The organism is Micromonospora sp. WMMD1128, assembly GCF_027497235.1.
Lineage (GTDB): Bacteria > Actinomycetota > Actinomycetes > Mycobacteriales > Micromonosporaceae > Micromonospora.
The window spans coordinates 342,372-362,410 of the sequence record NZ_CP114902.1 but is presented as its reverse complement, the minus strand read 5'-3'; the positions used below and the strand labels follow the sequence as shown (position 1 = coordinate 362,410).

The 20,039-nt window shown below is 72.7% G+C and carries 15 protein-coding genes; 8 read left to right on the top strand and 7 right to left on the bottom strand.

Features of this window, described 5'->3' with window-relative positions:
• Positions 1–59 precede the first annotated feature (59 nt).
• Positions 60–785 (top strand): methyltransferase domain-containing protein, encoded by a 726-nt coding sequence (locus O7602_RS01760; RefSeq protein ID WP_281586506.1) that lies wholly within the window; start codon positions 60–62, stop codon positions 783–785.
• A gap of 5 nt (positions 786–790) precedes the next feature.
• Here the strand turns inward: O7602_RS01760 and O7602_RS01755 are convergent, their stop codons facing one another.
• Positions 791–1,798, bottom strand: a complete 1,008-nt coding sequence (locus O7602_RS01755; RefSeq protein ID WP_281586505.1) for a LacI family DNA-binding transcriptional regulator — start codon at positions 1,796–1,798, stop codon at positions 791–793.
• A gap of 151 nt (positions 1,799–1,949) precedes the next feature.
• Between O7602_RS01755 and O7602_RS01750 the strand changes: the two genes are divergently transcribed.
• On the top strand, positions 1,950–3,461 hold the full coding sequence (locus tag O7602_RS01750) for an alpha-N-arabinofuranosidase (RefSeq protein WP_281586504.1): 1,512 nt from the start codon (positions 1,950–1,952) through the stop codon (positions 3,459–3,461).
• A 90-nt stretch (positions 3,462–3,551) separates the two neighbouring features.
• On the opposite strand, the gene O7602_RS01745 is transcribed toward O7602_RS01750, so the two are convergent.
• Complete coding sequence (locus O7602_RS01745) at positions 3,552–5,027, bottom strand: amino acid permease (RefSeq protein ID WP_281586503.1); 1,476 nt, start codon at positions 5,025–5,027, stop codon at positions 3,552–3,554.
• A gap of 244 nt (positions 5,028–5,271) precedes the next feature.
• Here O7602_RS01745 and O7602_RS01740 point away from each other — a divergent pair, with 244 nt between their 5' ends.
• Positions 5,272–6,930, top strand: coding sequence for a family 10 glycosylhydrolase (locus tag O7602_RS01740; protein WP_281586502.1), 1,659 nt, complete (start codon positions 5,272–5,274; stop codon positions 6,928–6,930).
• A 172-nt stretch (positions 6,931–7,102) separates the two neighbouring features.
• Positions 7,103–7,645 (top strand): phospholipase, encoded by a 543-nt coding sequence (locus O7602_RS01735; protein WP_281586501.1) that lies wholly within the window; start codon positions 7,103–7,105, stop codon positions 7,643–7,645.
• Positions 7,646–7,751: 106 nt separating this feature from the next.
• On the opposite strand, the gene O7602_RS01730 is transcribed toward O7602_RS01735, so the two are convergent.
• Positions 7,752–10,562, bottom strand: a complete 2,811-nt coding sequence (locus tag O7602_RS01730) for an adenylate/guanylate cyclase domain-containing protein (RefSeq protein ID WP_281586500.1) — start codon at positions 10,560–10,562, stop codon at positions 7,752–7,754.
• 134 nt (positions 10,563–10,696) lie between these two features.
• Complete coding sequence (locus O7602_RS01725) at positions 10,697–10,915, bottom strand: zinc ribbon domain-containing protein (protein ID WP_281586499.1); 219 nt, start codon at positions 10,913–10,915, stop codon at positions 10,697–10,699.
• Between the two features lie 56 nt (positions 10,916–10,971).
• Between O7602_RS01725 and O7602_RS01720 the strand changes: the two genes are divergently transcribed.
• The 3 genes from O7602_RS01720 to O7602_RS01710 all read left to right on the top strand — a co-directional run bounded on the left by O7602_RS01720 (position 10,972) and on the right by O7602_RS01710 (position 16,711).
• Entirely contained in the window at positions 10,972–12,255 is a 1,284-nt protein-coding gene (locus O7602_RS01720; RefSeq protein WP_281590066.1) for a lytic murein transglycosylase, read from the top strand.
• Between the two features lie 72 nt (positions 12,256–12,327).
• Positions 12,328–13,344, top strand: a complete 1,017-nt coding sequence (locus O7602_RS01715; RefSeq protein WP_281590064.1) for a GNAT family N-acetyltransferase — start codon at positions 12,328–12,330, stop codon at positions 13,342–13,344.
• 94 nt (positions 13,345–13,438) lie between these two features.
• On the top strand, positions 13,439–16,711 hold the full coding sequence (locus tag O7602_RS01710) for a lamin tail domain-containing protein (protein ID WP_281586498.1): 3,273 nt from the start codon (positions 13,439–13,441) through the stop codon (positions 16,709–16,711).
• Between the two features lie 23 nt (positions 16,712–16,734).
• On the opposite strand, the gene O7602_RS01705 is transcribed toward O7602_RS01710, so the two are convergent.
• Positions 16,735–17,388 carry a helix-turn-helix transcriptional regulator gene (locus O7602_RS01705; RefSeq protein ID WP_281586497.1) on the bottom strand — a complete coding sequence of 218 codons (654 nt, stop codon included), beginning with the start codon at positions 17,386–17,388 and terminating at the stop codon, positions 16,735–16,737.
• 666 nt (positions 17,389–18,054) lie between these two features.
• Positions 18,055–18,396, bottom strand: a complete 342-nt coding sequence (locus O7602_RS01700; RefSeq protein ID WP_281590062.1) for a MerR family transcriptional regulator — start codon at positions 18,394–18,396, stop codon at positions 18,055–18,057.
• 62 nt (positions 18,397–18,458) lie between these two features.
• Between O7602_RS01700 and O7602_RS01695 the strand changes: the two genes are divergently transcribed.
• Positions 18,459–19,049, top strand: a complete 591-nt coding sequence (locus O7602_RS01695; protein WP_281586496.1) for an NAD(P)H-dependent oxidoreductase — start codon at positions 18,459–18,461, stop codon at positions 19,047–19,049.
• Here O7602_RS01695 and hemB read toward each other — a convergent pair.
• Complete coding sequence (gene hemB / locus O7602_RS01690; protein WP_281586495.1) at positions 19,043–20,026, bottom strand: porphobilinogen synthase; 984 nt, start codon at positions 20,024–20,026, stop codon at positions 19,043–19,045. The two genes, O7602_RS01695 and hemB, sit on opposite strands and share 7 nt — an antisense overlap.
• Between the last annotated feature and the right edge of the window lie 13 nt (positions 20,027–20,039).

The window sequence follows — 20,039 nt, the reverse complement described above, 5'->3', positions numbered from 1 at the left end:
GGGCGGGCAAAAGCGTGTGTGTCGGGGTGGAACGGGTATCGCGCGGCCGGAGGTGGCGCATGGTGGCGATGGGGCAGGCCGCGCTCTCGGGTGAGCGGCTCCGCCAGGCCGACGGGTTCCTCGCCGAGGCGTGGGCCGACCTGGCCCGGCATGACGACCGGCTGCGGGGTACGACCATCGAGGTGCGCTTCGACCGCGGGGTGGCACACCTGACCGGAGCGGTCACCGACCCGGCGGAGCTGCGGCTGGTACGCGAGCTGATCGGCCGGCTGGCCGGGGTGCTCGGGGTGTGGTGCCGGGTCGGCGTCGCCGGTCGCCCGCCGGTGGTGGTCGACCTGGGCTGCGGCGCGACCAAGCAGTGGCCGGGCAACCTGGGGCTGGACATCTATCCGGCGACCGGCGTGGACGCGGTCGCCGACCTCTCCGGCCCGCTGCCGCTACGGGACGACTCGGTGGACGTGTTCTTCGCGGTACACATCGTCGAACATCTGATCGACTTCCTGCCGCTCTTCGACGAGTGTCACCGGGTGCTGCGGCCCGGCGGCGTCCTGCACGTGATGAGCCCCTGGTGGCGACACGTCAACGCGGTGGCCGACCCGACCCACGTCCGCCTGCTCGACGTGCAGACGTTCAAGGGCATCTGCGGTCAGCGCCCGCCCGGCGCCCCGCGCTGGTATCCGCTGCACGTCGGCTGCGACGGCGCTTCCATCTTCGCCGATCTGACCCCCCTGCCCGCGGATGCGGACCTCCCGTCCCCCGCCCACCTGGCGCGCTTCTTCGACTGAGCGGGTCAGGCGGGTGGGGCGGATTCGCGTAGCGCCAGGCGGTGGGGGGCCACCAGTTCACGTGGAGGGGCGTCGCGGTCGGCGGCGAGGCGGTCGGCGAGGAGTTCGACGGCCAGGCAGGCGATGTGTGCCTTGTCCGGCGCGACAGTGCTCAGGGTCGGAATGGAGAAGCGACCGTCCTCGATGTCGTCGAACCCGGCGACCGCGACGTCCTCGGGCACGCGCAGGCCGGCCTCGTGCAGGGCGCGCAGCGCGCCGAGGGCGAGCGTGTCGTTGAAGCAGAAGACGGCGTCGGGGCGTACCCCCGAGGTGAGCAGGTGCCGCATGGCGGCTGCGCCGTCCGCGCGGTGCCAGGCCGGCGCGGACGCCACCAGGCGGTCGTCGGGTTCGATGCCGGCCTCGGCCAGCGCGGCGGCGTAGCCGGCCAGGCGCAGCCGGGCGCTGGCGCCCTCGGGGGTGCGTTGGGTGCCGATGGCGGCGATCCGGCGGCGGCCGAGCCCGGCCAGGTGGGCGGTGATCTCCCGGGCGGCGGCCACGTTGTCGATCATGATGTGGTCGGCGGGGCCGTGGTCGACGCGTTCGCCGAGTAGCACCATGGGCAGGCCGTCGAGGCTGGCGAGGTCGTCGGCGGTGAGCGCGAGCGGGCTGAGGATCAGGCCGTCGATCATGTGGTCGCCGATCCCGCTGGCGGCCTTGCGTTCCTGCTCCGGGCCGCCGCTGGTCTGGTCGATCAGCACCGTCCACCCGTGCTGGGCGGCGGCGGCGACCACGTGGCGGGCCAACTCGGCGAAGTAGGGGAGGTCGAGTTCGGGCACGGCCAGCGCGATCACGCCGGTGCGCCCCGTGCGCAGGTTGCGGGCGGACAGGTTGGGCCGGTAGTGAAGTTCGGCGATGGCCTCCTCGACCCGGGCCCGGGTGGCGGCGCGCACGTGCTGGTAGCCGTTGACGACGTTCGAGACCGTCTTCACCGACACGCCGGCCCGTTCCGCCACGTCCTTGAGCCTGTGCCGCACTTGACCTTCCTCCCGCCGCCACTGCGGCGAACTCTACCGCGTGACGACGACGTCCCGACCCCCTTTACAGGACGGGTTACAACGTTGTAGAAACCAGGGGCACGGTGACCGACGTCACCGGGCAGCAGCCCCCGAGGGAAAGGTGGCATCCGTGCCGAACGCGCAGCTCACGGTCGATCCGGCATTCCGGGTCGGCGAGGCCGACCGCCGGATCTTCGGCTCCTTCGTCGAGCACATGGGTCGATGCGTCTACGGCGGGATCTACGAGCCCGGGCACCCGGACGCCGACCCGCGCGGCTTCCGCCGCGACGTGCTGGAGATGACCCGCGAGATGGGCGTTTCCGTGGTCCGCTACCCGGGCGGCAACTTCGTCTCCGGCTACCGCTGGGAGGACGGCGTCGGTCCGGCCGGTGAGCGGCCCCGCCGGCTCGACCTCGCCTGGAAGACGATCGAGACCAACGCGTTCGGGCTGGACGAGTTCATGACCTGGGCGACCGCCGCCGGGGTCGAGCCGATGATGGCGGTCAACCTCGGCACCCGCGGCATGCCCGAGGCGTGCGACCTGCTGGAGTACACCAACCACCCGGGCGGCACCCGGCTGTCCGACCTGCGCCGCGAGCACGGCGCCGAGCAGCCGTACGGGGTGCGGCTGTGGTGCCTCGGCAACGAGATGGACGGGCCGTGGCAGGTCGGGCACAAGACCGCCGAGGAGTACGGCCGGCTGGCCGCCGAGACCGCCCGCGCGATGAAGATGATCGACCCGTCGATCAGCCTGGTCGCCTGCGGCAGCTCCGGCCGGCAGATGCCCACGTTCGCCGGCTGGGAGGCGACCGTGCTGGAGCACACCTACGAGCACGTCGACTACATCTCCGCCCACTCCTACTACGACCCCGCCGACGGCGACCGGGCCAGCCTCCTCGCCTCCGCGGTCGACATGGACGCCTTCATCACCGAGGTGACCGCCACCGCCGACCACGTCGGCGCGAAGCTGCGGCAGAAGCGCAAGCTCAAGGTCTCCTTCGACGAGTGGAACGTCTGGTACCAGTCCCGCCTCCAGGCCGACCTGGACCGGCGCGGCTGGGTGGAGGCACCGGCGTTGATCGAGGACGACTACACCGCCGACGACGCGGTGGTGGTCGGCGACCTGCTGATCACCCTGCTCCGGCACGCCGACCGGGTCGGAGTGGCCTGCCAGGCACAACTCGCCAACGTCATCGCCCCGATCCGCACCCGCACCGGCGGCCCCGCCTGGCGGCAGACCATCTTCCACCCGTTCGCCCTCACCGCCCGCTACGCGCGGGGCACCGTGCTGCACACCGAGCCGGTCGGCCCGACGTACCCGACCAGGAAGTACGGCGACGTGCCGGTGCTGGACACCGTCGCCGTGCACGACGAGGAGACCGGCGGCCTGGCCGTCTTCGCGGTCAACCGGGGCCCGGAGGACCTCCCGCTCGACCTGGACCTGCGTGGCCTGCCCGGGTTGCGCGGCGAGGCGCACACCACCCTCGCATCCGGGGCCGACCCGGCGGCCACGAACACCGAGGCCGACCCCGAGCGGGTCACGCCGCGGGAACTCACCACCCCCGTCCTCGACGGCGGTCGTTGCCCCGTGGTGCTGCCCGCCACCTCCTGGAACCTGCTGCGCTTCGCGCCTCGCGGGTAAGGCGGGGGCCCTTATTAACGCTTTCGGTATAGGCGGGGCCCCCGCTTAACACTCAGGTGTTAAGCGGGGGCCCCTCCTAACATCTGGCGGTCAGGGGGTGGGGGCGTGCTCGCGGCGGGCGAGCCGGTTCTTGCGGTGCCCGTAGCCGAAGTAGATGATCCCGCCGAGCGCCATCCAGATCAGGAACCGCACCCAGGTCTCCACCGACAGGTTGAGGCTCAGGTAGAGGCAGGCCACCGCCGTGACGATCGGCAGCACCGGCGAGAACGGCACCTTGAACGGCCGCTCCAGGTCGGGGCGCCGCTTGCGCAGGATCGGCACCGCGATCGCGACCAGCATGAACGCGCAGAGCGCGCCGATGCTGACCAGGTCGGCGAGCGCGGACAGCGGCAGGAAGCCGGCGAGCAGCGCCACCGCGACCGTCATGATCGCGGCGATCCGGTACGGGGTGCCCCAGCGCGGGTGCACCTTGGCGATCGACGGCGGGATGAGCCCGTCCCGGGCGATGGCGAAGCCGATCCGACCCATGGCCACCAGGTCGACCAGGATCACGCTCGTCAGACCGGCGACGGCGGCGATGGAGACGAGCGTCGCGGCCCAGCCGGCCCCGACCGCCCGGAACGCGGACGCGATCGGCGCGCCCTCGTCGATCTCGGTGTAGTTGACCATGCCGACCACGACGAGCGAGACGCCGATGTAGAGCGCGGTGGAGATGACGAGCGTGCCGAGCAGGCCCAGCGGCAGGTCGCGCTTGGGCTTGCGGGTCTCCTCACCCAGGTTCGCCACGGCCTCGAACCCGGTGTACGCGAAGAACACCACCGCGGCGGCGGTGAGCACCCCGACGAAGCCGAAGACGGAGGGTTCCAGCCCGAAGAGGGCCTGGGTGACCGGCTGCTTGATGCCGTCGTCGCCGGCGCCCGCCGGCTCGCTGGACGGGATGAACGGGGTGAGGTTCGCGGCCTTCACGAAGAACAGCCCGGCGATGATGACGAAGGCGCAGATCGCCACCTTCACCAGCACCAGCACGTTGGTGACCCGGGCGGACTCGCGGATGCCGACGATGGCCACCACGCCGAGCGCCAGCACGATGCCGACCGCGCCGAGGTTGACGATGCTGCCCTCCTCGGCGAACCAGGCGCTGGGCAGGCCGAACAGGTCGGTGAAGTAGCCGGACCAGCCCCGGGCCACCACCGCCGCGCCGAGCGCGAACTCCAGCAGCAGGTCCCAGCCGATGATCCAGGCGACGATCTCGCCCATGGTGGCGTAGGCGTAGGTGTAGGCGCTGCCGGCGGTCGGCACGCTGGAGGCCAACTCGGCGTAGCAGAGCGCGGCGAGCAGCGCGACCGCCCCGGCGATGCCGAAGGAGATCACCACGCCGGGTCCGGCGCTGTTCTTCGCCTCGACGCCGGTCAGCGTGAAGATCCCGGTGCCGATCACGATCCCGATGCCGAATCCCATCAGGTCGACCGGCCCGAGTCGACGATGAAGCCCCGGCTTGCCGTCTTCGCCGTCGGCGTCGCCATGGGCGAGCACGTCCTTGATCGGCTTGGTCCGAAGGACTGACATGGATCACCTCCCCCAACGCCGCGACCACCGCGTTGGCGGTCCGTGGTCGGCCAAGCTACCCACCGTTCGCCGCGTCCAATCCAGTACGTCGGGTGTCGGAATGGTCACGATGCGGTGCGCGGCTCCGGGGTCTTGCGCCGGATCGGGATTGATGAAAGTTTCCTACCGGCGGTGTAATCATCACGGCGAATCTTGCCGAGCGCGCCGCCGTCCGCCCTCGGACCCGACGAAGGGACCGCACCGCATGAAGGCAACACCGCTCAGAGCCGCCGCGCTGGCCGTGGCGCTGCTCGGCGCGCTTGTCGCCGCCACCCCGGCACACGCCGCGCCGAACCGGACGACAACCACGAACACCACCGACTGCGTGACGGATCCGGCCACCCCCAAGCGCCAGTTCCGAGCCATGTGGATCGCGTCGGTGACGAACATCGACTGGCCGAGCAAGGACTCGTGGACCGCCCCGGACCAGGTCGCCAAGCAGAAGGCGGAATACCTCGGCTGGCTCGACCTGGCCCAGAAGCTCCACCACAACGCCGTCGTGGTCCAGGTCCGACCGACCGCGGACGCGTTCTGGCCCTCGCCGCACGAGCCGTGGTCGGAATACCTGACCGGGGTACGCGGCAAGGACCCGGGCTGGGACCCGCTGGCCTTCCTGGTCGCCGAGTCGCACAAGCGGAACCTGGAGTTCCACGCCTGGCTCAACCCGTACCGCGTCTCCATGCCCGCCCCCGGCGGCGCCGGCGCCGACCTGTCCCAACTCGCGCCGGACAGCCCGGCCCGGGCGCACCCGGACTGGGTCTTCGCCTACCCGCCGGCCGGCGTCGCCGGCAGCCGGCTCTACTACAACCCCGGCATTCCCGAGGTACGCGAGTTCGTCCAGACCGCGATGATGGACGCGGTCAAGCGGTACGACATCGACGGCGTGCACTTCGACGACTACTTCTACCCGTACCCGAGCGGCACCCACCAGGTGCCCGACGACGCCACGTTCGCCGAGTACAACCGGGGCTTCACCGACCGGGCCGACTGGCGGCGGGACAACATCGACCTGCTGATCCAGGAGATGAACGCCAAGATCAAGGCGGCGAAGCCGTGGGTGAAGTTCGGGGTCAGCCCGTTCGGCATCTGGCGCAACGCGTCGGCCGACCCGAACGGCTCGGACACCACCGGCTCGCAGTCGTACGACATCATCTCCGCCGACACCCGCAAGTGGATCAAGGAGGAGTGGATCGACTACGTGGTGCCGCAGCTCTACTGGTACATCGGCCAGTACCCGGCCGCCGACTATGCCCGGCTGGTGCCGTGGTGGGCGGAGCAGGTGCGCGGCACCCACGTGCAGCTCTACCTCGGCCAGGCCGACTACAAGAGCGGCGAGCCGGCGTACGGGTCGTACTGGATGAACCCGCGGGAGCTGTCGGACCACCTGACGTTGAACCGGTCGTACCCGGAGGTGCTCGGCAACGTGCACTTCTCGGCGGTGCAGGTCCGGGCGAACCGGCTCGGCGCGACCGACATCTACGCGGCCGAGCACTACTCCCGCCCGGCGCTGGTGCCCGCCATGACGCACCTGCCGCACAAGCCGTTGCTCTTCCCGGTGGTCACCAAGGCCCGGCGGGAGGTGGACGGGGTGCGACTGAGCTGGCGGCAGCCCGCCGACGGCAGGGGCCCGCTCGGCACCGCCACCTCGTACGCGATCTACCGGTTCGACGGCCTCGGCCTGCCCGGCCGGTGCGACCTCGCCGACGCGTCCCACCTGGTCGGCACCGTCCGGGCCACCGACGGCGCCACCCAGTCCTGGGTGGACACCTCGGCGGTCGCCGGCACGCGCTACACCTACTACGTGACCGCGTTGGACCGCCTGTGGAACGAGAGCCCGGCGAGCCCGCCGCGCTTCGTCCGCTGACCCACCCGAATGCCCCCGGCCGCCACCGCGGCCGGGGGCATTCGTCTGTTTGGGCGAATGTCAGCAAGTGGCCGCCCGAGCCATCCCCCGGCGTCACCACATTGATCGACACTCTTCGAAATCCGGAGATCCCGGAGCGCCCGTCCCGACGCCGACCACCCGGAGGTCCACCGTGACCCGACGCCTCGCCACCACCCTCGCCGCCGGCATGATCGCCCTGCTCACCGTGCTCGGCCTGGCCTCACCGGCCGCCGCCGCGGTGAGCACCGCGCAGAAACTCTCCGTGCTGTCCACCTGGACCCAGACCAGCGCCAGCAGCTACAACGCCTGGAACAGCGCCCGGTTGAACAAGGCGCCCTGGGCCGAGTACGGCTTCGACTGGTCCACCGACTACTGCTCGTCCAGCCCGGACAACCCGCTCGGCTTCTCCTTCAACCTCTCCTGCTACCGGCACGACTTCGGCTACCGCAACCACAAGGCCATGGGCATCTTCCCGGCCAACAAGTCCCGCCTCGACAGCGCGTTCTACGCGGATCTCAAGCGGGTGTGCGCCACCTACAACACGATCGTCCGGCCCGCCTGCTACAGCCTCGCCTGGACCTACTACCAGGCGGTCAACGTCTTCGGTTCGGTCGCCGCCGTGCGGCAGGCCGACCTGGACCGCGCTGCCCGAATGAAGGCCGACGCCGAACGCCGCGCCGCACCCCGCCCCTGACCCGCCGCGCTCCGCCCGCCTGCCCCCGGTTTCACGGAAGGAGTGGCTGTCCGGGCCCGGATAGCCACTCCTTCCGTGGATCAGCAGGCAGGGTGGGGGGTGGGGGTCAGCCGGCTGTGCTGTGGGGCTCGGGGGTCGGGCGGGACGTCTGGCGGCCGAACCAGAGCGAGTCGGCCGTCAGGTCCGGGTGCTCGACGTGCAGCGCCAGCGCCGCCGCCTCGTCCAGCCGCAGCCCGGCGCCCGCGCCGTACGCCGCGTCGAACGCCTCGTCGCCCAGGGCCCGGCGCAACTCCGCCTGCCGGGCCAGCCAGTACGGCTCGTAGATGCCCGGGGTGGCCCGCAGGCTCGCCCGGGTGGCCTGCGCCGCGCCGAAGAGCCGGGCCGCGGCCACCGCGTCGCCGGCCAACGCGCAGCGCACCGCGATCGCGTTGATCGTGTCGCAGGCCCGGCCCAGATAGCCGTGACTCATCCGGGACCGCAGCGCCACCAGCAGATGCTCGTGCGCCGCGACGAGGTCGCCCCGGGCCAGCGCCACCATGCCGAGCAGCATGTCCACCGAGCGGCGGCCCCGCTCCACCGGGCGGGCCGCCTCCACCGGACGGGCCGAGCCGAGCACCTCGGCCGCCTCGTCCAGCGCGCCCCGGCGCCAGAGCAGCTCGGCCAGGTTGTAGACGGCAAGCAGCGCGTCGCCGACCACGTCCTGCGCGTACGCCCAGTCGATCACCTCGCGGCAGACCCGCTCCGCCTCGGCGAACTGCCCCATGTCGACGAGCGGCGCGGCACGCCCGGCCAGCACCCGGGCCAGCAGCCCCAGGTCACCGGCCTGCCGGGCCGCCGCCTCGGCCCGCTGCGAATACCGCAGCTCCTCCGCGAACTCGCCGTCGGCGCCCGCGTGCAGCGAATGCATGTGGTACGCGGCGGCCAGCTCGGCCTCCGGGATGTCCTCGCCGGTCTCGGCGATCCGGCCGTAGAGCCGGAACAGCCACAGCCGCCCCTCCCGGGCCAGCCCGCGCTCCCGCCACCACTGGTCCAACCCGCCGGCCAGGTGCAGCCCCGACCGGGCGCTGCCCCCGGTGGCGCACCAGCGCAACGCGGCCCGCAACTCCCCGGCGAGCGGGTCCAGCGCGTAGAGCGAGAGAGTCACCGGACGGCCGTCCGGACCCAGGTGCGCCCGGTCCAGCGCGTGCCGGGACCAGGCGACGTGCCGGTCCCGGGCCGCCTGCTCCTCACCCGTCTCGATCAGCCGGCGGGCCGCGTACGCCCGGATCGGGTCCAACATCCGGTAGGTGCTGCCCGAGGCGTGCGGCTCGGCCAACACCATCGACTTGTCCACGAGCACCGACAGCGGGTCCAGCGGATCCTCGTCCAGCAGCCACTGCACGGTCGGCAGGTCCACCGGGCCGGCGAACACCGCCATCCAGCGCAGCAGCCGGGACGAGCGGGCGCCGAGCGTCCGGTACGACCAGGTCACCGTGGCCTGGATGGTCAGGTGCCGCTCGCTTGCCGACCGCTGTACCGCCCGGGACGCCGGAGTCGGCGGGGCGGACCCGGTCGCGGCGGCCACCAGGTCGACGGTGTCCTGCTGGTTGCCGCTCCAGCCGGCCTCCACCGGCGGCGGCTCCGCCGACTCACGCCCCGCGTCCAGGGTGCCCATCATGTCGTCGAGCCGCTCCGCCAACTGCCCGGCCGACAGCACCCGCATGCGCGCCGCGGCCAGCTCGATGGCGAGCGGCAACCCGTCCAGCCGACGCACCACCCGGTGCAGGTCCGCCTGCTCGGTCAGGCCCGGCGCCCGACCGCCCCGGGCCGCCGCCGTGCGCTCCAGCAGCAGGGCCACCGCGTCACTCGCGCCGCTGCCCGGCTCCTCGTGCACCGACAGCGGCGGGATCCGCCACACCACCTCACCGGGTACGCCGAACGACTCCCGGCTGGTCGCCAGCACCCGCACCCCCCGGCCGCCGGCGAGCAGCCGGCTGATCACCTCCGCCGACGCGGCCGGCTGGGCGTCGCAGGTGTCGAGCACCACGAGCATCCGGCGGGGCGCCGCGTACTCGACCAGGGTGTCGACCATCGGCCGGCCCGGTTCCGGGCGGAGGCCGAGCACGGCGGCGATCTCGAAGGCGACCAGCCCGGGGTCGGTGACGGCGGCGATGTCGACGAACCACACCCCGTCCGGATAGTTCTCGACGATCCCGGAGGCCAGCTCCACCGCCAGCCGGGTCTTGCCCGCCCCGCCCGCGCCCAGCACGGTCACCAGCCGGTACGCCTCGACCAGCCGCCCCAGCTCGGCCCGCTCGAAGTGCCGCCCGACGAACGAGGTGGACTGGGTGGGCAGGTTGTGGGCCGCCGCGTCGGCGGTGCGCGGGCGCGGGAACCGCCGCTCCAGCCCCGGCGCGACGAGCTGGAACAGCCGCTCCCGGTCGTCGAAGCCGCGCAGCCGGTGCAGGCCGAGGTCCAGCAGGGACGCGCCGTCCGGCAGCGGGTCGGCGTGCCGGGCGGTGGCCGCCGAGCAGAGCACCTGACCGCCGTGCGCGGCGGCGGCCACCCGGGCCGCCCGGTGCACCTCGGGGCTGGCGTACTCGCCGTCGCGCGGCTCGGCGTACCCGGTGTGCAGGCCCATCCGGACCCGGGGGATGGCGTCCGGGTTCGGCCACTCGTGCCCGGCGAGCGCCCGCTGCGCGGTCAGGCATGCCTGCACGGCGGCGGCCGCGTCCGGGAAGGCCAGGAAGAACGAGTCGCCCTCGGTCAGCAACTCCGCCCCGTCCGTGCCGGCGAGCGTGTCGCGCAGCAGCCGGCGGTGCTCCCGCAGGACCGGTCGGTAGACCGGGCCGAGCATCCGGGCCATCCGCGTCGAACCCTCGATGTCGGTGAACACGAAGGTCACCCACCCGCTGGGGAGGTGGATCCGTGGCGACATACGTCGAACCTCCGCCCGCTGACGTCGGGTTCATGCTGCCCTATGATCGCGTCGTCACGCATCGTGAGAACGGACGGGCACATTCCGACCAAAGGTTCCCACAGAAGACGCGCGCCCGGTCGCCCGGCGGTGGGTCAGCAGCCGCAGGCGCCGCCGCAGCAACCCCCGCCCGGGGTCGGTGTGCCACCGACCGGGCCGGCACCACCTCGGCCGGTGAACGCCACGGTGGAGAGCAGCTTCACTGTGTCGGGGTGACCCTGGGGGCAGGTGGCGGGGCGGCCCGCCTCAGCCATCGGACGGTTGACCTCGAAGGTGTCGCCGCAGGCGCGGCAGCGGAACTCGTACCGGGGCATGCGGTAAGCGTACGGCCGGGCCTGACGCCGTCGCACGGATGGGTGATACTCGACGGGTGGTGGACGGCGAACGGCGACCGACGGTCCGGCCCCTGCGACCCGCCGCGCCGCCCGACGGCGACGCCGAGCCGGTCCCCCGCCCGCGGCGGGACGAACCCGCCTCTCCGCCGGCGAAGACCGCACCCGAGACCGCGTCCACAGCGGAGCCCACGGCGGCCGAGCCCGCAGCGGCGAAGCCGGCGCTCAAGTCCACAGCGGCGAAGCCGGCGGCAGAACCCGCGGCAGCGGAGCCGGCGGCAGAACCCGCGGCAGCGGAGCCGGAGGCCGAGTCCGCAACGGCGGAACCCGCGGCGGCGGAGGTCGCAGCGGCCGGGGGGCGGCGTCGGCGGGTGCCGTTCGCGCACGCTGGTCGGGTGCGACCACGGCAGCTCGCGGTGGGCGCGGCCCGGGCCACCCGGGCGTGGTCGCGCCGGCCGAGCGGACGCACCACCCTGCCCGCGCTGTTCCTGCTCGCCCTGGTCGGGGCCGCCGTCGCGGTCGGCGCGATACTCGTGCCGGCGGCCGTCCGCGAGCCGGAACCGGTCGCGGTCGAGGCCACCAGCGCCACCCCGGCCCAGGCTGTGCCGCAGACCGGCACCGTGCCGGGCGTGACCGCCGTGCCGGGCCTGACCGCCGCGCCCGGCCTGACCGGCCTGCCCGGCACCGCCGGGCCGTCCGGCTCGCCGCCGGCCGGTGGCGCGACCGCCAATCCGGTCCTGCCGGCCGCCCGCCCGGCCGACGCGCTGACCGGGTGGGCGCAGCGGGTCGGCGTCACCACCGGGATCCCGGCGACGGCGTTGCAGGCGTACGGCTACGCCGAACTGGTGCTGGCACAGACCCACCGCAGTTGCCAACTGAGCTGGACCACGCTCGCCGCCATCGGCTTCGTCGAGTCCCGGCACGGCACGGCCGGCGGGGCGACCCTGCGACCTGACGGCCTGACCTCGAAGGAGATCCTCGGCGCCCGACTCGACGGTCAGGGTGGCCGCTCCCGGATCCTCGACACCGACCAGGGCCGGCTCGACGGCGACACGACCTTCGACCGGGCGCTCGGGCCGATGCAGTTCATCCCGAGCACCTGGCAGGAGATCGGCGCGGACGCCGACAACGACGGCGTGAAGAACCCGCACGACATCGACGACGCGGCGCTGGCCGCGGGCGAATACCTGTGCAAGGCCGGGCGGAACATGACCATCCCGGGCGACTGGTGGGGCGCCATCCTCTCCTACAACGACGTGCGGCGGTACGCCCAGGAGGTCTTCGACAAAGCCGACGAGTACGGACGCAAAAGCGGCACGTGACGTGACGACGCGCGCACATTCGCGGCCACAACCCTTCCCCCGAGCTGCGGTTGACGGCAAGCTAGACGGGTGATGGTGCGCGAGTGGGACCCTCGGACAGCGTCGTCCGCCGAGATCACGTCACTGCTGGACACGCTGAACGCGGTCCTGGCGGCGGATCTGCCGCAGGATCCGCCCTGGCGGGTGAGCTTCCTACGGGAATACCTGTCCGAGGTGATGCCCGGCGAACGCCGGATCTCCTGGGTCGCCCAGGAGGATCCGGCGCCGGACGGCAGCCCCGGCGGGATCGTCGGGCACGTGCACGTGCTGCTGCTCGGCGGGATCGGCGTGCTCGAGGTGCTCGTGCATCCGGCGCTGCGGCGCACCGGGCTCGGCCGCGAGCTGGTGCGGGTGGCTGCCCGCCGGGTCTGGGACGAGGGGTTCCAGTCGATCGGCGTGGAGGTGGTCGGCGACACCCCGGCCCTGGCGTTCTACGAGGCGCTGGGCTTCACCCGGGAATACGTCGAGACCCGCAGCGTGCTCGACCTGAGCGGGGTGGACTGGCCGGCGCTGACCGAGATGGCCACCGAGGTGAGCGCGGGCTACCACGTCGAGTTCTGCCCGGGCGGGCCGCCGGACGAGCTCATCGAGGCGTACGCGCGGGCCAAGGCCGAGGTGCGCGACATGGACGACGGCGAGCTGCGCCCCAGCTCCTACGATCCCGAGCGGCTCCGGGACAGCCTCGCCACCCTGCACCGGCGGGGCATGAAGCCGTACATCGTGCTGGCGTTGCACGAGGAGAGCGGCGAGGTGGCCGGGCTGACCGAGGTGGTGGTGCCGGCACAGCACCCGACGCGGGCCGATCAGTACGACACCATCGTGGTCGGTGAGCACCGCGGTTTCGGCATCGACCGTGCCATCAAGGCACGGATGCTGCTGGAGCTGCGCTCGGCCGAGCCCGAGGTGGCCGAGGTGCAGACCTGGAACGCGCAGGCCAACGAGTCGATGCTCAAGGTCAACGCGGAGCTGGGCTACCAGCCGGACCGGGACTGGTGCGAATACGGTGTGGACGTCGCCGAGCTGGTGCACCGGCTGGACAGTCACCGCTGACACCTCTTCACCAAACGGCCGCCCGGAGGATGGACGACGGACGGCCACGGCCCTTAACGTGCGTTAGTTCCCGACCACCCATCGTGGAGGCTCCATGCGCCCGCGCCGCACACTGGCCGTGCTCGCGACCACTGCCGCCGTCACCGCCACGGCAATCGTGGTCGTGCCCCCCGCGGCCAGCGCCGCGCCCACCGACCTGTTCATCTCCGAATACGTCGAAGGGTCGTCCAACAACAAGGCCGTCGAGCTGTTCAACGGCACCGGCGGCCCGGTCGACCTGGCCGCCGGCGGCTACCAGCTCCAGATCTTCTTCAACGGCTCCACCACCTCGACGAACGTGGCGCTGAGCGGCACCGTTGCCACCGGGGACGTGTTCGTCTTCGCCGCCTCGGCGGCCACCCCGACGATCCTCGCCCAGGCCGACCAGACGTACGGCGGGGCGCTGTTCAACGGCGACGACGCGATCGTGCTGCGCAGGGGCGACACGGTGGTCGACTCCATCGGCCAGGTCGGCGTCGACCCGGGCAGTGAGTGGGGCAGCGGGCTCACCAGCACGGCCGACAACACGCTGCGCCGGCTGCCCTCGGTCAGCGCCGGCGACACCGACCCGACGGACCCGTTCGACCCGGCCGCCCAGTGGGCCGGCTTCGCCACCGACACGTTCGACGGGCTGGGCAGCCATGCCGTCGACGGCGGGGGCCCGGTCGACCAGGCACCGACGCTTGCGTGCGGCGGCGCGCTCATCGTGGAGGCGGGCGCCACCGCGACCCGTGAGGTGACCGCCACCGACGCCGACGACACCGTCACCGACCTCGCCGTCACCGGAGTCGCCCCGGCCCCGGTGAGCGGCTCGATCAGCCGTACCGCGTTCACCCCCGCGGCCGGGGTCGGCGGCACGGCCCGTGCGACGCTGACCGCGACCGGCCTGCCGGCCGGCAGCTACACGGTCACCGTGACCGCGACGGACGCCGAGGGCGGCACCGCCACCTGCACGCTCGCGGTGCAGGCGACAAGCGTGCTGTCGGTGGGCGAGGTGCAGGGCCGCACCACCGACGACGAGAGCGGGCGCACCGACCGGTCGCCGCTCGCGCCGGCCACCGGAAACGGCACCAGCCCCATGCTGTACGACGTCCGCGGCGTGATCACCAGCAGGTCCCTGACCCGCAGTTCGGCCGGGGCGGACCAGTGGGGCTTCTATCTCCAGAGCCGGCTCGGCAGCGAGGACGGGGACCCGCTCACCTCGGACGGCCTCTACGTCTTCATGGGCTCGTTCACCACGCTGATCGGCGGCTACGCCCCGACCGTCGGCGACGAGGTCGTGCTGCGCGGCCGGGTCTCGGAATACTTCGACCAGACCCAACTCTCCGGCGCCTCGCTGGTCCGCAAGCTCGACTCGGGCCTCGACGTGGACTCCGTGGTCGGGGTGACCGACGCGGTCCCGCCGGCCGAGGCGGACGCCGCCGACCTGTTCTGGGAACGGCACGAGGGCGAACGGATGCGGGTTCGCGCCGGCAGTGGCGTCTCCGCGCCCCGGCACATCTACGCCTCCACCGCCGACTCGGAGATCTACGTGCTGGACCGCGAAGACCCGATCATGAAGCGGTCCGACCCGTACGCCCGTCGGGTGTTCCGCGACGCGCACCCGCTTGACGACATCCCGGGCACGCTCTTCGACAACGGGAACAACCAGCGGATCCTGCTGGGGGCCGGTGGCGTGAAGGCGACCGCCGCCGACTCCGGCGCGCTGCTGCCCGAGGCCCGCACGTTCGACACGCTGACCGAGGACGCCTACGGCGCCGTCTCGTACGCGTTCAGCAAGTACAGCGTGCAACCCGAACAGCTCACCCTCACCGGTGGCGCGGACCCGGCGGAGAACAACCCGCCGCGCCCGGCGGACCGGAACAGCGAGGTGGCGGTCGCCACCTACAACGTGGAGAACCTGTACGACTACCGGGACGACCCGTTCGACGGCTGCGACTTCGCCGGCAACAGCGGCTGTCCCGGCGTCAGCCCGCCGTTCGACTACGTGCCGGCCAGCCCGGAGGCGTACGCCGCGAAGCTGGCCACCCAGGCCCGGCAGATCGTCCACTCGCTGCACAGCCCGGACCTGATCCTGGTGCAGGAGGCCGAGGACCAGGACATCTGCTCGGTGGTCGACGGCAACCTGGCCTGCGGCGACAGCAACGACGCCGACGGCGCGCCGGACACGGTGCAGGAGTTGGCGCTGGCCGTCGCGGCAGCCGGCGGCCCGGTCTACGCCGCCGCGTACGACCGCACCGGCGCGGACGCCCGGGGCATCGTCTCGGCCTTCCTCTACCGCACCGACCGGCTGGCGCTGGCCTCCGCGACCGCCGGTGACCCGCTGCTGGGGTCCGCGCCGACCGTCCAGTATCGGTCTGCCGCGTTGCCGTCCAACGCGGACGTGCAGAACCCGAAGGCGTTCAACGCGGTGCTGCCGGCCGATGTCGACAGGTCGACCGGGGTGGACGGCAGCAACGTCTACACCCGCGCGGCGCAGTTGGCCCGGTTCACCGTGAAGGCGGCGCCCGGCTCGGCCGAGCGGTTCACGCTCTGGGCGGTCGCCAACCACTTCTCGTCCGGCCCGGACAGCCGGGTCGGGCAGCGCCGCGAGCAGGCGGCGTACGGGGCCGCGCTGGTGCGGGCGGTCGAGGCCACCGACCCGAACGCGCGGGTGGTCTACGGCGGCGACCTGAATGTCTTCCCGCGGCCGGACGACCCGATCGCGACCGGGCAGAACCCGACCCTGTCGGACCAGCTCGCCCCGCTCTACCAGGCCGGCCTGCACAACCTCTGGGACGACCTGGTCGCGGACGCTCCGGCGTCGGCCTACTCGTACACCTTCAGTGGGCAGGCGCAGACCCTGGACAACATGTTCGTCAACGACCCGATGCACGACGACCTGGTGCAGGTGCGTACGGCGCACATCAACGCCGACTACCCCACGGACGCCACGGATCTGGGCGACCGGGGCGCCAGCGACCACGACCCCCAGGTGGCCCGGTTCGCCTCGCGTGCCGCGCTGCGGGTGGCCGACACCTCGGTGACCGAGGGCGACAAGGGCACCAGCACGATGACGTTCACGGTCACCGTGTCCCGTCCGCTCTCCGAGCCGGCCCTGATCTGCGCGACCACCTACGGCACCACGGCTCAGGCCGGCTCGGACTACGACCCGTACGTGGGCTGCCGGATCCTGGCCCCGGGCCGGACCTCGCTGGCCTTCCCGGTCACCGTGCGCGGCGACCGCAAACGCGAGGCGGACGAGCGGCTCACGCTGTACGTGGCCGGGGTGCCGGGGCTCCGGCTCGCCGACCCGTCCGCGGTAGGGACGATCCTGAACGACGACTGATCGGCGCTGCGCGCGGCGGCCCGTCACTTCGCTCTCCAGCGGATCGGCGGGCCGCCGCGGTATCCGCACCGCTGCGGGTCCTTCGGGGGCGGCACGTTGCGGTATTTGGCCACCCGCACCTCCCACTGGCTGCGGCGCCGCAGGGCGTCCCGGACGGCCCGGTCGCGGTAGAACGTCTCCGGCGGCCGGGCCAGCCCGTACCTGTCGGCCCACCACTCCCCCGGCTCCGGGTCGGTGACGATGTCGAGGTGGGACGGATATCGCCGCTCGGCGCCGTCACGCAGGTCGGCCCGGTCACGCATCGGCTTGAGCACCGTGCCGGCCTCGTCGACGACGACGAGCCGGAAGCCGGCCGTACCCACGATCCGCGACAGCATGGCGAGACTGGGTGCCAGGGTGCCCGCCTCGATCCGCCCGACGGTGGTCGGGTGCACCCCGGCGAACCGGGCCAGCTCGCGTTGGCTGGCGTCGGCGCGGCGGCGGACCGCACGGACGATCCCGGCGGCCGGGAAGGGGATGTCGAAGGGTTCGGTGAGCAACGCCGGCCGCTCGTCTGCGGCCGGCGCGCAGGCCGCCCCCGGCGCGGCGGTCACCTCCGGCACGGTGGCCGCTTCGGGGGCGGTAGCCGCTTCAGGCGCGGTGGCCGCTTCAGGCGCGGCGTCGGCGGTGTCGGTCACCCCGCCACGCTCGCGCCTCCCCGGGTGCCACGGCAACCCCGCCCTCCCCGACTGTGGAAAACCCGGCATCCGCCGATCACCCCATCACGACCCACGGGGTACGCGGGCCGAATGGCAGTCACAGAATGTAAACATCACCCAAAGTGACGCGCACCGACCGCCGTGGCGATCGATGCGCCATGACCAATGCCTCTAATGATTCAAAATAGGACAGTCCTGAACGCCCACCGACATCACCTCTCGCTGACTTTGCTCTGCAGCCACCGGCGCAGCAGACACCAGCGGTTACTGCTGACTCGATGGCTGCAGAGCAAAGTCTGTGGACGACGAGGCCCACAGGCGAAGGAAATGCGACTCCCTGTGACGAAATCGCTGCAGCAGATCGAGCGGTACGGAAAGGCCGCCGAGCATGGCCAGGATGGCCGGCCGAAGCTGGTGACCGATGCACGAGAGCGGGATATCACACGTCACGACAGAGCGCGGGCAAGCAGCGGGGACAGGCACGGTAGGCCGCGGCACGTGAGCGTATCGGGCGCATGGCTGGGGAGCGCGCAGGCCGCAGCGCGCGAAAGCGGGTGGAGACGGAGTCGGAGGACGGCCGGCGCGGCGGAGTGGCGGAGTGGCGGCGTGGCGGCGTGGCGGCGTGGGGGGTGTCAGATTACAGGGTCACAGGTCGCAGAGCCGGCGACCGGAGCGGATGTCGTCGAGTGCGGTGTGCAGCTCGGCGATCCGTCGTTCCGCGTCGGCGGTCAGCCGGTCGTGCAGCCGTTGCCAGTCGGCCAGGTCCGGCTCCGGCGGCAGAGCCGCGAGCAGGTCGCGGATCTCACCGACGGTGAGGCCGATCCGCTGCGCCACCCGGGCGACCCGGACCCGGCACGCGGCGTCCGGACCGAACCGGCGCTGGTTACCGCTGGTGCGACTGGCCGCGATCAGGCCCTGCCGCTCGTAGAAGCGGATCGCGGAGCCGCTGGCACCGCTCTCCCGGGCCACCTCGCCCACCGTCAGCATGGTCACGCCCACTCCCGCGAGTGCTTGACTTCAACAATTGTTCAAGTCTTAGCGTCCAACCCATGACGACGCAAGAGACGACCCAGGAATCACCGCTCACCCTCGCCGTGCTCGTCGGAAGCGTTCGCCAGCCCCGGATGGGTCGGATGATCGCCGACTGGTTCGTCGACCACGCCGGCCGCCACGACAGCCTCCGCATCGACCTGGTCGACCTCGCCGAGGTGCCGCTTCCGCTCGCCTACACTCCGCCCGGCGGCAACCCGGCCAGCCCGATCGCCGGCCGCCTCGGCGCCGCGGACGCCTTCGTCGTGGTCACGCCCGAATACAACCACAGCTTCCCGGCGGCCCTGAAGAACGCCATCGACTGGCATCACCGGGAGTGGGTGGCCAAGCCGGTCGGGTTCGTCTCGTACGGCGCCGGCTCGGGCGGGATCCGCGCGGTCGAGCAGCTCCGGCTGGTCTTCGCCGAGCTGCACGCCACCACCACCCGCAGCGGCGTGGTGCTCACCGCGCCGTGGGAGCGCCTCGACCGGCAGGGGCGGCTGGTTGCCGACGGGCCACTGGAGCGGGCCGCCGACGCGACGCTCGGCGAGTTGACCTGGTGGGGCGAGGCGCTCCGGGCCGCCCGCCGGCGCCGCCCGTACGGTCAGTAACGCTGGCGGAGGAGCTGGGCCGCCTCGACCGCCCAGTAGGTGAGGATGATCTGTGCGCCGGCCCGGCGGATCGAGGTGAGCGTCTCCAGCATGACCCGCTCCCGGTCGACCCAGCCGTTGGCGGCGGCGGCCTCGACCGTCGCGTACTCGCCGGAGACCTGGTAGGCGGCGACCGGGACGTCCACCGCGGCCCGGACCGCCGACACCACGTCGAGGTAGGGCAGCGCCGGCTTGACCATCACCATGTCGGCGCCCTCGGCGACGTCCAGCTCGACCTCGCGCAGCGACTCCCGCAGGTTCGCCGGGTCCTGCTGGTAGGTGCGCCGGTCGCCGTCCAACGCCGACTCCACCGCGTCGCGGAACGGGCCGTAGAAGGCGGAGGCGTACTTCACCGCGTACGCCAGCACCGAGACGTCCCGGTGACCGGCGGCGTCCAGGGCCTTGCGGACCACGCCGACCTGGCCGTCCATCATCCCGGACGGCCCGACCATGTGGACCCCGGCGTCGGCCTGGGCGACCGCCATCTCGGCGTACGCGGCGAGCGTCGCGTCGTTGTCCACGCCGCCGTCCGGGGTGAGCAGGCCGCAGTGCCCGTGCGAGGTGAACTCGTCCAGGCAGAGGTCGCTCATCACCACGGTGGCGTCACCGACCTCGGCGATCACGTCCCGGATGGCCACGTTGAGGATGCCGGCCGGGTCGAGGCCGCCGGAGCCGGTCTCGTCCCGCGTCGCCGGCACCCCGAACAGCATGATCCCGCCGACCCCGGCCTGGACCGCCTCGACGGCCGCCTTGCGCAGCGAGTCCCGGGAGTGCTGGAGCACCCCCGGCAGCGACGCGACGGCCCGCGGCTCGGTCAGGCCCTCCTTGACGAACATCGGCATGACCAGTTCGGCCGGGGCGACGCGGGTCTCGGAGACCAGCCGCCGCACGGCCGCGTTGCGGCGCAGCCGGCGGGGCCGGATCTCGGGGTACGGCATGAGGGGTCCTCCT